We start from the raw sequence: 14597 nt of genomic DNA, 5'->3' as shown, positions 1-14597 counted from the left end.
GGACGACCGGTCATGCCTTCGTGGATTGACAGCGACCTTGGAAGGAAACTCCCCAGTCGCGCATCGCCATCAGCACGGGGGCCAGCGTTTTTCCGAATTCGGTGAGGGAATATTCGACGCGCGGAGGGACCTCGGCGAAGACCTCGCGGCTCACGATCCCGTCGGCCTCGAGTTCGCGGAGCTGCATCGTGAGCGAGCGCTGGCTCGGATCGCCGACCAGGCGGCGCAGCTCTCCAAACCGGTACGGACCGTCGAGTAGACGATAGATGATCATCGGCTTCCACTTGCCGCCCGTGACATCGACGGTAACTTCTACCGGGCATTTTGGGCCAACAGCCATTCAGTTCTCCATTAGTGTACTTTTTATTCCTATAGGCAAAACTGTTGCCTACTTGCAAGTTTGCCTGTGTCACGCCCAGATGGAAGCCACATTTAGGAGAGGTGTGTTATGCGAGCTGCGTTCTACGAACGGCAAGGAACTGCGAGAGAAGTATTGACCGTTGGAGAGCTTCCCGATCCCCAGCCCGGGGCGGGGGAAGTCCGGGTCAGGATCGTGGTCTCGGGCATCAATCCTTCGGACATCAAGACGCGTGTCGGCTTCGGCGGTAAGGCCATGCCATTTCCCAGAATCGTTCCGCATCAGGACGGGTCGGGCGTCATCGACAGTGTCGGCCCCGGCGTGTCGCAGGAACGTATAGGCGAGCGGGTGTGGGTCTACATGGCCCAGACGGGGAGGGCGTTCGGGACGGCTGCGGAATTCGTCGTGGTGCCGTCGAGGCAGGCAGTCAGGCTGGCCGACAACGTCCCCTTCGGGGTCGGTGCGTCGTTCGGCGTCCCCGCGATGACGGCGCATCGATGCCTGTTTGCCGATACAAACCTGCGAGGTAAGCGGGTTCTCGTGCACGGTGGCGCCGGTGCGGTCGGTAACGCCGCCATTCTTCTTGCAAAGTGGGCAGGGGCGTGGGTGGCGGCAACGGTGAGCCGCGACGAACAGGCAGACGTTGCCCGCGCAGCCGGAGCCGATCTCGTCGTCAACAGGCATGCCGGTGATGTTGCTGTGAAAATAAGGTCGGCGACCGATGGTCACGGCGTCGACCGTATTGTCGACGTGGACATCTCCGCCAACATCGACACGGCAATCGCCTGCCTTGCGCGTGACGGGGGCGTGTCGGCTTACTCCACGGGATCGCCGCAAGCCAGGCTCTCGATCCCGTTCTTTCCGGCGCTCGTTGGTGGCTTTTCTTTCCGTTTCGTCTACGTCTATACGATGCCGGAAACAGCGATGCGCGATGCTGTCGAGGAAGTCTCGGCCTGCGCGGCTTCGGGAGCCTACGTTCCCAAGATCGCCGTAACGCTCGGGCTTGATCAGATTGCCGAGGCCCATGAACTGCAGGAAAGCGGCAAGGCCATTGGCAAGATTCTGATTGGTTTTTGATCTGCCCGCTGCGCCCGGATCAGTTCAGGAGACGGTTCTCACGCAGGCGGGCAACTGCCATGTCAACGAAAGCCCGCACCTTTGCGGGTGCATTCCGACCCTCTGGATGCATGATGTGGATAGGCAGGGGCGGCTCTTCAAACTCGCTGAGCACGATCTGAAGGTCGCCCGCCATAAGGTCAGGGCCTATCTGGTAGTTCAGCACGCGCGTCAGTCCCCAGCCCTCGCGTGCGGAGGTTATGGCCGCTTCGTTGGTGTTGCACTGAAGAGCAGCGTCTATCGTCACGCGGAAATCGTCGGAAAAGCGCCATTCAGGGGAGGCCCAGGCGCTGGTGGACGCCGCGATGCGATGATCCCTGAGGTCGGATGGCGTTGTCGGAATGCCATGTCGGTCAAAGTATGCCGGTGAACCACACACGACACGCCTGACGCTCCCGACCTTTATGGCGGAGAGGCCGGAGTCGGGGAGGTGACCAATGCGGACAGCGACATCGATGCCTTCATCGACAATATTGACAGGCCGGTCGATAAACAGGGTTCGCGCCTTCATGGTTGGAAATGCGTCCAGAAAGCCCGTCACGACGGGCAGCACATACATCTGCCCGAACATGACCGAAGCAGTTACGGACAGGGTGCCTGTCGGTGTAGCGTAGGAGCCTCCCGCTGCCGCCTCTGCTTCAGCAATGTCTGACAAAATCTTGCGGCAGTCCTCGAAATACCGGGCACCCGCCTCGGTCATTTTTACCGAACGGGTCGTTCGCACGAACAGGCGTGCTCCGATGATATCTTCCAGGGCTGCAACAGACCGTGTGACGGCAGGAGCACTCATGTGCATCTGGCGGGCGGTATCTGCGAAACTTTCGGTCTCCGCTACTTTCACGAAAATCCGCATTGCCTGCCAACGATCCATCCGGTCCCCCATGCCCTCGATACGGTGTCCATAGTAGAATCCTGGACGACAAGACCGCAAGCCGTCCGCGGCATGGATTAGCTGCCAGCGACCTGTCGGTTGGCAGCAGCAAGGTGCTCGATTTCGACGCAGCTTCGCTCACAAAGGCCAGCGGCGCTTGCACGTGCACGTGTGTGCTCATTGATCGCGAGCGCAAACGCTATGGCCCTCGCTATTTTCAGATCGAAGCTCAGGCCACGGCGTGCCAGATCGATTTCCGCACCCGTCAGCCCAAGCGCACGGCTATCGTCTTCCTGCTTGCGCTTCCGCGACAGGTCGCCGCTCGATGCGGTAAGAGCGAGTTCAACGGACACTCGAACTCGCTCGTTGAGTTTGAACGACGGCATTGACGAGGCCAACGGACCGACGCCCGGCTCAAAAGCCGAAGTCGCTGAGACCGGGATGGTCGTCAGGCCTTCGGCCGAGCGGCCAGTGAAACCTGCGGTCGGCTTCAGCGATCGGGTGCTCGTTGATGCTGGCGTGACGCGCCCGCATCAGGCCGTCTTCGGCAAACTCCCAATTCTCGTTCCCGTAGGCCCGGAACCACTGGCCGCTGTCATCATGATATTCGTAGGCGTAGCGCACCGCGATCCTGTTGCCCGTGAATGCCCAGAGTTCCTTGATCAGGCGGTAGTCGAGTTCCCTGTTCCACTTGCGGCCCAGAAAGGCCTCGGCTTCATCGCGGCTCGTTACGAATTCGGCACGGTTGCGCCAGCGAGTATCCACCGTGTAGGCGAGCGCTACCCTGGCAGGATCGCGGCTGTTCCAGCCATCTTCCGCAAGGCGGACCTTTTCGATGGCGCTCTGTTCAGTGAAAGGGGGAAGCGGGGGACGGGACATTGTGATGGCTCCAGGTTTCGTAAGGGGGAGGGAAGGATGACGGCTCTCGTGTCACCCCGTCCTGAATGTCATGCCGCAAGACGATCGATACGCGGGAAATCGATCTCGGTATCGAGGGCTTCGTTGACGTAGTTTGTAAAGGTATTGAGCGCGACATGCGCAATGATCTCGACGATTTCCGCGTCGCTGTAGCCGGCGTCCCGAACTTTTACGATTTCCCCTGGTGCCACCGAGCCACGCGCGGTCGTCAGGGCGCGGGCGAATTCGACGGCTGCCGCAGCCTTGGCGTCGTTCGATGTTCCGCGGCGGTTCGAAGCGATCTCCGCTTCATCGAGCTTGGCGAACTTCGCTCCGGTGAAGGTGTGCGCCGAAAGGCAGTAGTCACAACCGTTGGCTTCGGCCATAGCCAGGGCGATCCTTTCCCGAGTGGCGGGTGCAAGCTTGCCCTTGCCGAGCGCACCCTGCAACGAGGCGAGGCCGTTGAGGGCGGCTGGGCTGTTGGACACGAGGCGGAAGATATTCGGCACGGAGCCGATCTGCTTCTGGATGGTCTCCAGGATCGGCCGTGAGGCTTCGGGCGCCTCCTCAATCGTGGCGGGGGTAGGAATGCGTGACATGGTATTCTCCTTTAATGGTTTTGAGAGACGTGGCTCTCTGATCCTCAAGATGATTGGTAACCGGTTGTTGTTGAACGTCGAAAAGCAGGAAGTGACTGTTGCGTCAGGCGTAGTAATGTTGGTTTAGACGGCGATCTGGATGCCGCCTTCCTGGCTCGCTGGAATGGCACAGCAAAGGAGGATCTCGTCATCGTCAACCTTCGCTGTCGGCTCCTTCAGGTACGTCACAGCGCCTTTGACGAGTTTTGTTTTGCACGTACCGCAATTGCCTTCGCGGCAACTGAACTCGGGCTGAAGACCGCGTGCTTCTGCAAGTTCCAGCAGCGTTCCGGAGCCGGGTGCCCAGCGGGCCTCCTTCAGCGAGTTCGTGAATATGACAGGCACCGGCTTGTCGGATGGCAGCGCACGCAAAGGGGCGGCCCTGGCATCTTTGGCCTCTACAGACCGAACCAGCGACGAGGGTCCGAACGCTTCCGCGTGGATACGATCGTCTGCGATGTTGTAGCCGCGTAAACCGTCATAGAGCGCCTGCGTAAACTGCGGCGGACCACACAGATAGAAGTCGTAGTCGTTGAACGGCAGATGCTTGGTGAGCATAGCCATGTCGATACGGCCGGCAGTATCGTAGTCGGAGCCCTCTGTGGCATCGCCGATGTCGCTGAGAACTCGCACTAACCGGACCACGCCCTTGGCCGCAGCCACGAGTTCGGCAATCTCCTTGTCGAAAGGTCGCTCGGCTTTCGTGCGGGCAGCGTGGAACAACGTGATCGGCCGGATTCGCTGTTTGCGAATTCCCTCGTAGACGACATGACGGAGCATGGCGAGCAGCGGCGTGATGCCGACACCACCGGCAAGGAGCACTGCAGGGCGCGTGGCACGGGCGTCAACACCGAACTCCCCTGCGGGGGGCCGCGCCTCAATCACGTCGCCAACGGAGATGCTGTCGTGCAGAAACTGCGACACGAGCCCATCGCGTTTGACACTGATGCGGTAGATGCCATCGGACGGTGCGACAGACAGGGTGTAGGTCCTGACAACAGGCCGCTCGCTTCCCGGCAGCACCAGCCGGATCGGGAGGTGCTGCCCGGCAGCATGCGGCAGCCACCCCGCGCCGTCGCTTGGCTGGAGATGGATCGAGCGGATCGTCGTGCTTTCCTCGACGATCCTGGTGACCGTCATCGACCGCCATGTGTCTGAAAGTCCGGTGGCACGCATCCGGTCTGCTGCCTGCGCCCAGTTCCCGGTCATCAGAGAATTCGGCGACCATCCATCCTTCTGGAATGCCCAGCGGAGTGCGAGTGCATTCGGTCTCCGGACGATCCGGGTTGGCCTGAACGTCCAGAGCCGTTCCGCGCCCTGGAAGGCCGCAATCTCGGGTGATTCCAGGATGACGTCGGCTTCGCCTGTCATCTGCAGCACATCGCCCGTCGCGAAGTCTACGAAGAGCAGACCTGCTTTCTTGTTCAGCAGAATATTCCCCAGTGTCGAGAAGAAAAGGTTTCCGTCGAAATCGGGAATTGTGAGAACGTCATCATCGCCAACGCGGACGAAGCCGGCATTCCCGCCGCGATGCGAAACGTCAACCTGGCGCCTGTCTTCGCGGTCGACATAGGAGGCAACGAAGAACGCGTCCGCAGTCTTGATCGTGGAGCGAGCAAGGTCGTCAAGCTCGGACAGGTCTTCACGCTGGTTCTGGCTTGGTTGGCCGGGTGCCCTCTCGAATTGGAAATCCCGCAATTGTATGTAGCGCGGGCAGTTGCCGAAGCTCTGATCCACATCGATCCGATAACCGTTCGCTGCGGTGGAGACAAAGCCGTTCATGCGATTGCGGCGACGCGTGTGCATCTCGATGCCGAGCAGGCCGATCGGTTTGCCGTCCGCCATTCCTTCGCTGGCGGGGTCGCTTGGCTCCAAGGTAGAGCGGATATCGAGCGTGGTCGGCGTAGGAGAGGACATGAAGCCGGGTCGGCCCTCGACAAAAGTGGCCCATGCGTCATCGTGGCCATCCACACTGCCAAGGACGATGAACGGGAGCTGGGCATAGAAGTCCCGATGCTGATCCGGCATGAAATCGCGAACGACCCGCTGGCCGACGACCTCCATACGCTCGGCGACACCGACTTTTTCCTGGATGAACTTCTCGCCTTCGTGCCATGTCGGCAGTTTTGTCAAAGTGTCGGTCATGTCAGCTCTCCTAAGAAGGGATCGGGCACGCTTCGGCGCGCACCCGAATGCGGATCAGGCGGCAAGGCCAACCGGAGTCCCGATAAAGTCCACGAAGCCCGGAAGCGCTTCGATACGACGAAGCAGCCTGTTGACCGCAGGATAAGTGGAGAGATCCACGTTGCCTTCAGGGGCGCGGGCCACGTAGCTGTAGATTGCGACGTCAGCGATCGTCGGGCGTTCGCCAACCAGCCATTCTCGGTCGGAAAGCTGAGTTTCGAGTTTTCCAAGGACCGCATGGGCGCGACCAATGACTTCGTCCGGATTGAACTTGGCACCAAAGACGGTGACCAGGCGGGCCGCCGCCGGACCATAAGCGATCTCGCCGGCAGCTACCGACAGCCAGCGTTGGACCGCTGCGGCGCTCTTCAGGTCATCGGGCAGCCAGTCCGTGCGTCCGGCTTTCTTGGCAAGGTAGACCAGGATCGCGTTAGAATCCGATACGTATTCGCCGTCGTCGTCGAGAACCGGAACCTGGCCAAACGGGTTCATCTTGAGGAAATCGGGCGTCTTGTGCGCGCCGGACATGAGGTCCACCTCAACCAGCTCATGCGGCAGGTTGATCAGTGAAAGGAACAGACGGGCCCGATGCGAGTGGCCCGACAAAGGATGATGATAGAGTTTCATTGTGCGCTCCTGCGAGTATCGTTCGGGTCAATTCCCGATCCGCACCTGCAGATTGCTATTATTACGTGGTGATGAGAACGATCGCGCTTCACACTTCATCATTACGCCAGGTGCAACAATGGCCGCCCAACAGGGTTCGCTCGACGGTATGTGGCATCAGGCCACGCAGCTAAAAAGTTGCGTGGCCTTTAAATGTCACGACAGTACGGCACGGGGTTCGAGAAAGGCCTCGAGCCCAAAGACGCCGAATTCCCGCCCGAAGCCGGATTGCTTGAATCCGCCGAATGGTACCATTGGGTCATGCGGCGCATCGTTGATGAACACGCGGCCTGCCTCGATCTGGTTTGCGACGCGTTTTGCCCGCGCGACGTCGGAAGAAAAGACGTGCGCCTGCAGGCCGTAATCGGTGTCGTTCGCGATCGTGATGGCGTCTTCCTCGTCGCGGTAGGAGATCAGCGATAGCACGGGGCCGAATATCTCCTCGCGCGCGATGCGCATGTCGTTGCGGACGCCGGTAAAGATGGTGGGCTTGACGAACCAGCCGCGCTGCAGCCCTTCCGGACGACCTTCGCCGCCTGCCAGCAGTCTGGCGCCTTCCTCCTGTCCCAGGCGAATATAGCTTTGCACGCGATCCCACTGCTTCTGGCTGACCATCGGACCAACCTGAACCTGTTCGTCGGCCGGTTCTCCCGACCTGAAGTCTTTGATGGTGTGGCTTAGCCGTTCCTCGATTTCACCGAACCTGCTTTCTGGAGCAAGAATGCGGGTTCCGGCAATGCAGGCCTGACCGCTGTTGCGGAACCCTGCCACCAGCACCTGCGGGATGGCGACCTCAAGATCGGCATCGTCCAGAATGATGCTGGGGCTTTTGCCGCCAAGTTCCATTGTGACGCGCTTCATAGTGGCCGCGGCCGCCTGAACAATGCCGCGACCTGTGGCAGTGGAACCGGTGAAGGTGATCTTGGACACGTCGCGGTGAGCCGTCAGTGCCGCACCAACGACGCCTCCATACCCGGTGACGATATTGAAAATGCCATCCGGAAGACCGGCCGCGTGCAGACATTCAGTGATCACCTGCGTCTGCAGGGCGCTCATCTCCGAAGGTTTGATCACCATCGTTGCTCCGGCTGCAATGGCGGCGGAGAGCTTGCCGCAGATAAAACTGTAATTGCTGTTCCAGGGCGTGATCGCCACGGCAACACCCGACGGTCGCATCTCGACATCGGCGCTGCCCATGCGGCGTTGGAACTCGTAGTCCTTCAGCGTTCTTGCCATGTCGAGAAAGACGCTACCTGCGCGTGACGCTGAAAAGCCGATGAAGCCCGATGGCGCACCGTATTCTTCACGCATGGCGGACGCCAGATCGTCGGTTCGGGCGGACACCGCGGCATGCAGCCGGTTCAGCATGTCGATCCGCTCTTTTCTGGTCGTATTCGAAAAGGCTGGGAAAGCGCGTTTGGCGGCAGCAACTGCGCGGTCGGCGTCCCGCTCATCTGCGAGCCGCACGCTGCCGATCTGGTCCTCGGTTGCCGGATTGAAAAGCGGCGCCCATTGATCGCCGTGCGGCGTGACAAACGCCCCGTTGATATAGATCCGATCGATGATGTGCATGTTTCTTCTCCTGTGATGGCTTCACAGCAAAAATGGCATGCGGTAAGTGTTGCGTGTAGTAGGACAAAATCGGACAGCCTGATGAACTGGATTGCGCAATGAGGGCAAGCCTGATCGAGCTTGAAGCGGTTGCCGGCGTCGCGCGTCACGGTGGATTCCGGGCTGCCGCGCGCGAACTCGGTATGTCGTCATCGGCTTTGAGCCATGCGATCGCCGCACTTGAGGAGCGCCTTGCCGTCAGGCTTTTCAACCGCACCACGCGTAGCGTGTCCTTGTCTGCAGCCGGTGAGCAATTCCTATCTGAAATCGCACCTGCCCTGCAGACGCTCGAGAAGGCGATCGAAAATGTCGGTGAACATTCAGATCGGCCCTCCGGGAGACTCCGGCTGAATATGGCGCCGGGCGCGGCGCGCATTCTGCTGCAGCCGCTCATCCTCGAGTACAGCCGTCGATACCCGGATGTCGACATCGAGATAGTGACCGAAAATGCGCTCGTGGATGTGATCGGCAAAGGTTTCGATGCGGGCATTCGTCTCGCCGAGGCTATCTCGCCCGACATGGTGGCCGTACCGATCATTCCGAAAATGCGGTCTTTCGTCGTCGGCTCGCCGCGCTACTTCGACGGCCGTTCAAAGCTTGTCGTCCCAGCCGATCTCGCCCGGCACGTCTGTATCCAGATGCGCATGACAAGCGGGAGACTCTATCGCTGGGAGTTTGAGAAGTACGGGGAAACACACTTGATCGATGTCAGCGGCCATCTGACATTTGATGGGTCTGACCTTATTCTGGAGGCCGCTCTTGCCGGATTTGGGCTCGCCTATCTGGGTGAACATGCACTTGCGCCCCATATTGCCTCAGGCGATCTCATTCCTGTTTTGGAAGACTGGTCTCCCGAATATCCGGGACTTAGCCTTTATTTCTCGCAACGGCGACACATGCCAGCCAAACTGCGTGCCTTCATCGAGCTGATCCGAGAGCGTTCGACTGGCGACAATTGATAACGAGGATGCCTATCTTTGTCGTAAGCCTGGTCGTTGGTGCATATTTTGTCGATACCGGTCTTCTTGCAAACTTGCGAGAAGGCAGTCTGAACAGTCTTCGACGCGACAAGATTCGGCGTGGTGCGCCACTGGAGAGGCGCGATGTTTCCAGCGAGCTCTTTTTTGGTATCGGCGCGCCGATCCTCCAGCCTCGGCGTCCCCTGTATTGTAGGGCGAACAGAGACCGACTTCACGTTTTGAAATGAACGGTCACCGAAAATGAGTTCCCATTCCGTGCCAATGCGGTCATGTCTTTGCAAAACTTGCACGAGCCAGTGTTCGATGACAAACTTTAAAGAGTTGACAGCATGGAAAATCCGGTTGCATTGAATCGCCTTTCTGAAAACACGGTCTTCCGTAAAGGCGACGTTTTCGTACTCTTCGGCGAACTGTTCGGCCGCGGATACGCCACCGGCTTGCTCGACGAAGCGAGACGGGCTGGAATGGAGATTGTGGGGATCACCGTCGGGCGGCGTGACGAGAACAACACGCTGCGGCCGCTCGACGCCGATGAACTGTCTTCGGCGGAGGCCCAGCTGGGCGGCAGGATCATCAACATACCTCTTATGGCGGGTTTCGATCGCGATGCGCCCGCAGACGGGCCGACTCCCACCGATCTCCTGGCAAAAATGACGCTTGAGAGCTGGGAGCACGACAAGCTCGACTGGGACTATGTCAGGCAATGCCGCGACATTGCCAATGCGCGTTTTACGGAATCGCTTTCGAAAGTCATGACCGTTCTCGACGGTATGATCGCCGATGGCCGCAATGTTTTCTTCGCCCACACAATGGCAGGCGGCATCCCGAAGGCGAAGGTGTTCCTGGTTATCGCTAATCGGATCTACAAGGGAACCGGAACCCGCCACATGTCCTCGCAGACCCTGCTCGACAGTGACATGGGAAAACTCATCCTGCAGAATTTTGACGACGTCTCCGCAAACACCTTTCGCCATCTCATCGATTTCAGTGCGGCGATCCGCGAGCGCGTTGAAGCTTCAGGCGGTCAAGTGCGATATACGGCCTATGGTTATCACGGATCGGCGGTCCTCATCGACGGAAGTTATCGTTGGCAGACCTACACCAACTACACCCAGGGTTACGCGAAGATGCGGCTCGAAGGCATTGCAGAGGAAGCCTGGGCTAAAGGGATCAAGGCAACAGTTTATAATTGCCCCGAAATCCGGACCAATTCGTCCGACGTGTTCACCGGTATCGAGCTGCCCCTGATACCGCTGCTGCTTGCCTTGAAGAAAGAAAACGGCGGCCAATGGGCAGATGACCAGTGGCAGGCCTGCCAGCAGCTGCTGGTAGATGGCCTAACGATGGAAGACGTCTTCGGCAAGATCGCCGCCATGCAGGCCAGCGATGTCATGCGTCCGTTCTATGACTTTTCGGCATGGCCCATGGCAAACAGCCAGGCGCAGGCTGATCTCACCATCGGCACGTCCAACGAAATCACCCAGATGCATCGGGATAGCAAGGTGATGATCAGCGATCTGTTGAGCAGTCTCGTTGTGACGGCAACAGGGCAGCTAATCTTCGGTGAATCTTCCGAACCCTCCGGTCCAGTTCTGTGGCTCAACCATGACATTGTGGCTCGGCGACTTAACGCTTCCCACCCGCATTCGAAGTCTTCCGCGCCGCTAATGGGATCCGCGCAGCCTGAGATGGCGTGAAGGCTTCCCAGCCTGGCCTGGAGACCGGGTGCTTGAGCCATGAACGATCCAGAACCAGATGGGAGGACTGGTCCCTGGTGGTAAGAAACAACTACCCCGATGCCGAGCTTTATGTTGATCGTCTCTCCCGGGCCTTGGTCGGATCGTCGCTGATCGCGGCGAGATGCGTTGGCAAGTTGCAGGCTAGGGCTTGCAGGACTAACGTATACGCCAGGTCTGAAGGGTATAGCAGCGCAAAAAAATCGGGCTTGCTATAAGACAACTTAGGCTCACACCGGGAGACAGCGGTGCGAGCCTGCGTTAACAGGGGATTGAGACATGCCATATCATTTCCTTGAAGTCGCCGTGACGCCAAGCGTCAGAGCCGCTCAGTCTGCCATGGGCGTGGACCAGATCTGGTTGGGTAATGATAGCCGTCCCTCCGATACCCTCACAGAAGACGAGATCGCTTTCATCGCCGCACGTGACAGCTTCTATATGGCATCAGTCTCTGAAACGGGCTGGCCCTACGTTCAACATCGTGGAGGCAAAGCCGGTTTTCTCAAAGTCGTTGATCAACGAACTCTGGCCTTTGCCGATTATCGCGGCAACCGACAGTACATCAGCACCGGCAATCTGGCTGCCAACGACCGGGCCTGTCTTTTTCTGATGGATTACGCGCGAAGGGCGAGGCTTAAAATCTATGTTCATGTAGATCGGCTGACACTTGATGCCGACCCGACGCTCAACGATCTGGTATCCGACTCCACATATAAAGGCCGCGCGGAGGGGATTTTCAGGCTTCGGCTTGAAGCGTACGACTGGAACTGTCCCCAGCATATTACTCCGCGCTACACCCAACAGCAGGTCGAGCAGGCAGTCGCTCCCCTTCGTGAAAAACTGCTGCAATTAGAAACCGAAAACGCAGCCTTGCGAGCACAGTTGGGAGGACTTCAAACATGAATGAAGTTCTACGACCACTATGTCCCCCGTTCAGCGTGGTGGAGAAAGTGCTGCTTGCCGTTTGTTAGGATATCTGGCAGGCGCGTTCTTGGCCGCTCCTTTGAGCGCGCGCAACACCTGCAGTGATCAGCCGCATGGGGTACCAACGGTCTACCGGAAATAATTGTCAGCTTTCGGGCTTCCAGTTTGCGGTGAGGCCGTGACAACGCTTCCGACCGCCTTGTGTCGATTGCGGTAATTGTGGAAGAACGGCCAAGAATGTTGGCCGAGCCGCTGCCTTGAGGCTTGTGCCAATGCGTATCGGAGCAAGCCATCAGGCAAGCACAAAAAGTGAGAGAAAATGTTCCGTTTTTCAGTGATAGTGGCTGCGTGCTTGAGTATCAGCGGATGCGGACTAACCAAGGTACCTGATTTTGTGCATGATCGCGACGTGAGCAAGCTGGATGCGGTAGGTGTCAGCCTGGAAGCCGCAAGAGCGATGGCGACGCGAAACGGCTTCCGATGCAACCAAAGCCTTGATCGAAACCGCACAGTCGTGGCCAAAGACAACGTCCAACGCAAGACCGATATCCTTGAGTGCCATAAAACCTCCTTTGATCTGGTCTGCCCGCAGCGACGATACGTGGTTTTCAATGCCGATCCGCAGAGCGGCATAGTTTACAGCGTGGGCCGGCGTATAACCCAACATTCCTGTTTCTAAACCGATGAACTTAAAATGCTCCGGCGTTGAACCTGCCGACGAATGTTCTTTCACGGCAAAGATCGCCGCTGGAACATTGACCCTGCCGATGAAATGTCAGGCCAAGTGCTGTGATCGCGCGTGATACCAAGAGTGCTGGCATAAGTGCTTAACGAAGCAGTCCGTCCACGTCGAACTCCTCCCAGCCGCCGAGCTTCGAGGCCGGATCATCGGAAGACGTCGTTGGCCGCTTCGCAACCTTCTTCTTGAGCGACCGCGTCAGCTTCGCCTGATATGCCGCGCGCCGCCTCTTTTCGGCTTTCGCCTCTGCATCCTCCACCCGCCATTCGTCCACAACGCCACGGTCGAGAAGGTCTTCGACCACCTTGGGGTCAAAGACATGGAACGTGATCTGACGGGCGCGGCCATTCAGTCTGACCGTTCGCGTCCCCGCGCTCGGCAGGCGACCGTCGGCAAGCCAACGATGCCGCTCGCTCGTCGTGATAGTCAGGATGTCCTCGATTTCGCGCGGGATTACCGGCAGTGCAGCGGCCTCCGTCACCACTTTTGTGACGATGGTCGCTGCTGCATTGAAGGCGGTCTTTTCACTGGCCGTCATCGCCAGGGTGAGGTCGACTCCTTCGAGCGAGATCAACTTTTTTGCATGAGCGGGCAGCCTTGCCTGTATTTCTTGAAGGACGCCTTTGGCGCGAACGGCCGACCCCATTGTCACGGTAGCCGGCAGGGTCCATGTTCTGATCAGTTCGATGTGATGTTTTTCATGCTTCGGCATGTCGCACAGATGGTGTTTGAGCGCGTTCAAGTCAAACAGCTAATTGATGGCACTCGTTCACTCGGCCAACTCGCTACGAGGCATGGAAGACACGTCTGATGAACATCAGCCGATCTTTCCTCTCCCTTCGTATTGCTGAAATCTTCCATCAGGATACGCAGGAATGGTGTAGCAGCAGGGGCGTTTCTGCCGGCTTTCTGGCCGGACTGCGGTGATGTTCGCCCTGGTGGGGCGAAAGATATCGCTGAGCTCTCTCTCCCGAGGCTTATTTGGGAGCCCTCGTTGTCGGTTTGTCTCAAGCCCAGGGTGAAGGCTGATCTGCAATAACTGAGTTGAAGTCGCCTATGGCAGCGTAGCGCGCGGCTCGCACCTTTCTGAATTTGCTGCTGTCCACCACCAGATGCTTTTGAACCGAGCGTTGCATAACCATCTGCTTGATCGGCACTTCATGAAAATGTGAGCAGGTGACGCCATGCTGTTCGTCCACGCCACCGGCAGACAAAAATGCCTTGTTGATATTGATGCGCTTCAGCACCTCGATACCCTCATCACCCGAAAACGAAGCCGCTTCCGGATGATAGACCCCCCCGAGCATGATCAGGCGGACATCGGTTCTGCTCGCCAGCTCCTCTGCAACATTGAGGGAATAGCAGATGACCGTGACATGGGCGTTTGCCGGAATTTGCCGCGCCAGATGCGGCATCGTCGTTCCGCAATCGATGAATACAGTGTCATATGGTTCGATTAGAGCTGCCGCCTGCGTGCAGGCGCGCGCCTTGGCAGTTGCATGGCTGTCCTTCTCCTGCTCGAGCACATAGTCGCTGCTGATGGCGCCATCCTGAACCGGAATGATGTAGCCGCCAAGACAGCTAAGCCGCTGACCGTCGGCGGCAATGTCGCGGCGAATGGTAATTTCGGATACGCCAAGCCGGGACGCTGCGTCCCGCAGCCTCAGGACACCCGTTTCCTGAACCAGCCCGGCCAGTGCGTCCAACCTGGCATTGTGTGCACTTATTCTGCTCACCTTATCTCCGCTTTCGGTTTGTCCCTGCGCTTCATATTTCGGTGTTAGTTTCCTTGCAATCGCCCCTCTCTACGCTTGACAGAAGAACAACAAACATGAAACGATCGAAACATAATGATCGGATTGTATCATAATAGTTCG

The 14597-nt window shown here is 58.5% G+C and carries 15 protein-coding genes; 4 read left to right on the top strand and 11 right to left on the bottom strand.

Features of this window, described 5'->3' with window-relative positions; all coding sequences use genetic code 11:
* Positions 1-10: 10 nt before the first annotated feature.
* On the bottom strand, positions 11-340 hold the full coding sequence (locus AC5SEO_RS18760; RefSeq protein WP_003517048.1) for a winged helix-turn-helix transcriptional regulator: 330 nt from the start codon (positions 338-340) through the stop codon (positions 11-13).
* Between the two features lie 108 nt (positions 341-448).
* On the opposite strand from AC5SEO_RS18760, the gene AC5SEO_RS18755 reads away from it, so the two are divergent.
* Positions 449-1435 (top strand): NADPH:quinone reductase, encoded by a 987-nt coding sequence (locus tag AC5SEO_RS18755; protein WP_013637530.1) that lies wholly within the window; start codon positions 449-451, stop codon positions 1433-1435.
* Positions 1436-1454: 19 nt separating this feature from the next.
* Here AC5SEO_RS18755 and AC5SEO_RS18750 read toward each other — a convergent pair whose 3' ends face one another.
* From AC5SEO_RS18750 to AC5SEO_RS18720, 7 genes are all read right to left on the bottom strand, one after another.
* Positions 1455-2345, bottom strand: coding sequence for a LysR family transcriptional regulator (locus tag AC5SEO_RS18750; RefSeq protein ID WP_003517041.1), 891 nt, complete (start codon positions 2343-2345; stop codon positions 1455-1457).
* A gap of 77 nt (positions 2346-2422) precedes the next feature.
* Positions 2423-2698 (bottom strand): hypothetical protein, encoded by a 276-nt coding sequence (locus AC5SEO_RS18745; RefSeq protein WP_065687678.1) that lies wholly within the window; start codon positions 2696-2698, stop codon positions 2423-2425.
* 61 nt (positions 2699-2759) lie between these two features.
* Positions 2760-3224 carry a nuclear transport factor 2 family protein gene (locus AC5SEO_RS18740; RefSeq protein WP_003517037.1) on the bottom strand — a complete coding sequence of 155 codons (465 nt, stop codon included), beginning with the start codon at positions 3222-3224 and terminating at the stop codon, positions 2760-2762.
* Positions 3225-3292: 68 nt separating this feature from the next.
* Complete coding sequence (locus tag AC5SEO_RS18735) at positions 3293-3841, bottom strand: carboxymuconolactone decarboxylase family protein (protein ID WP_025591651.1); 549 nt, start codon at positions 3839-3841, stop codon at positions 3293-3295.
* A gap of 123 nt (positions 3842-3964) precedes the next feature.
* Positions 3965-6025, bottom strand: a complete 2061-nt coding sequence (locus tag AC5SEO_RS18730) for a 2Fe-2S iron-sulfur cluster-binding protein (protein WP_495363925.1) — start codon at positions 6023-6025, stop codon at positions 3965-3967.
* A 54-nt stretch (positions 6026-6079) separates the two neighbouring features.
* Entirely contained in the window at positions 6080-6691 is a 612-nt protein-coding gene (locus AC5SEO_RS18725; RefSeq protein WP_003517029.1) for a glutathione S-transferase family protein, read from the bottom strand.
* Positions 6692-6886: 195 nt separating this feature from the next.
* Entirely contained in the window at positions 6887-8302 is a 1416-nt protein-coding gene (locus tag AC5SEO_RS18720; RefSeq protein WP_003517028.1) for an aldehyde dehydrogenase family protein, read from the bottom strand.
* Between the two features lie 98 nt (positions 8303-8400).
* Between AC5SEO_RS18720 and AC5SEO_RS18715 the strand changes: the two genes are divergently transcribed.
* The 3 genes from AC5SEO_RS18715 (at position 8401) to AC5SEO_RS18705 (ending at position 11960) form a co-directional block, all read left to right on the top strand.
* Positions 8401-9300, top strand: coding sequence for a LysR family transcriptional regulator (locus AC5SEO_RS18715; RefSeq protein ID WP_013637534.1), 900 nt, complete (start codon positions 8401-8403; stop codon positions 9298-9300).
* Between the two features lie 350 nt (positions 9301-9650).
* Positions 9651-11018: an enoyl ACP reductase FabMG family protein gene (locus AC5SEO_RS18710; RefSeq protein ID WP_060641980.1), complete on the top strand. Its 1368-nt coding sequence runs from the start codon at positions 9651-9653 to the stop codon at positions 11016-11018.
* A gap of 318 nt (positions 11019-11336) precedes the next feature.
* Entirely contained in the window at positions 11337-11960 is a 624-nt protein-coding gene (locus tag AC5SEO_RS18705; RefSeq protein WP_025591660.1) for a pyridoxamine 5'-phosphate oxidase family protein, read from the top strand.
* A gap of 394 nt (positions 11961-12354) precedes the next feature.
* On the opposite strand, the gene AC5SEO_RS18700 is transcribed toward AC5SEO_RS18705, so the two are convergent.
* From AC5SEO_RS18700 to AC5SEO_RS18690, 3 genes are all read right to left on the bottom strand, one after another.
* Positions 12355-12714 (bottom strand): hypothetical protein, encoded by a 360-nt coding sequence (locus tag AC5SEO_RS18700; RefSeq protein WP_013637537.1) that lies wholly within the window; start codon positions 12712-12714, stop codon positions 12355-12357.
* Between the two features lie 94 nt (positions 12715-12808).
* Positions 12809-13432: a hypothetical protein gene (locus tag AC5SEO_RS18695; RefSeq protein ID WP_495363990.1), complete on the bottom strand. Its 624-nt coding sequence runs from the start codon at positions 13430-13432 to the stop codon at positions 12809-12811.
* A 295-nt stretch (positions 13433-13727) separates the two neighbouring features.
* A complete protein-coding gene (locus tag AC5SEO_RS18690; protein ID WP_013637539.1) occupies positions 13728-14456 on the bottom strand; it encodes a DeoR/GlpR family DNA-binding transcription regulator in 729 nt (242 codons plus the stop codon).
* Positions 14457-14597: the final 141 nt, after the last annotated feature.

It is taken from the genome of Agrobacterium sp. K11 (assembly GCF_059429395.1).
The sequence above is the reverse complement of the archived record's forward strand: the minus strand, read 5'-3'. Positions and strand labels throughout refer to the sequence as shown.

Excerpts from the sequence above, each read along its gene's own strand:
- AC5SEO_RS18760 (WP_003517048.1), bottom strand. The coding sequence starts at position 340 with ATGGCTGTTGGCCCAAAATGCCCGGTAGAAGTTACCGTCGATGTCACG.
- AC5SEO_RS18755 (WP_013637530.1), top strand. The coding sequence starts at position 449 with ATGCGAGCTGCGTTCTACGAACGGCAAGGAACTGCGAGAGAAGTATTG.
- AC5SEO_RS18750 (WP_003517041.1), bottom strand. The coding sequence starts at position 2,345 with ATGGATCGTTGGCAGGCAATGCGGATTTTCGTGAAAGTAGCGGAGACC.
- AC5SEO_RS18740 (WP_003517037.1), bottom strand. The coding sequence starts at position 3,224 with ATGTCCCGTCCCCCGCTTCCCCCTTTCACTGAACAGAGCGCCATCGAA.
- AC5SEO_RS18735 (WP_025591651.1), bottom strand. The coding sequence starts at position 3,841 with ATGTCACGCATTCCTACCCCCGCCACGATTGAGGAGGCGCCCGAAGCC.
- AC5SEO_RS18730 (WP_495363925.1), bottom strand. The coding sequence starts at position 6,025 with ATGACCGACACTTTGACAAAACTGCCGACATGGCACGAAGGCGAGAAG.
- AC5SEO_RS18725 (WP_003517029.1), bottom strand. The coding sequence starts at position 6,691 with ATGAAACTCTATCATCATCCTTTGTCGGGCCACTCGCATCGGGCCCGT.
- AC5SEO_RS18720 (WP_003517028.1), bottom strand. The coding sequence starts at position 8,302 with ATGCACATCATCGATCGGATCTATATCAACGGGGCGTTTGTCACGCCG.
- AC5SEO_RS18715 (WP_013637534.1), top strand. The coding sequence starts at position 8,401 with ATGAGGGCAAGCCTGATCGAGCTTGAAGCGGTTGCCGGCGTCGCGCGT.
- AC5SEO_RS18710 (WP_060641980.1), top strand. The coding sequence starts at position 9,651 with ATGGAAAATCCGGTTGCATTGAATCGCCTTTCTGAAAACACGGTCTTC.
- AC5SEO_RS18705 (WP_025591660.1), top strand. The coding sequence starts at position 11,337 with ATGCCATATCATTTCCTTGAAGTCGCCGTGACGCCAAGCGTCAGAGCC.
- AC5SEO_RS18695 (WP_495363990.1), bottom strand. The coding sequence starts at position 13,432 with ATGCCGAAGCATGAAAAACATCACATCGAACTGATCAGAACATGGACC.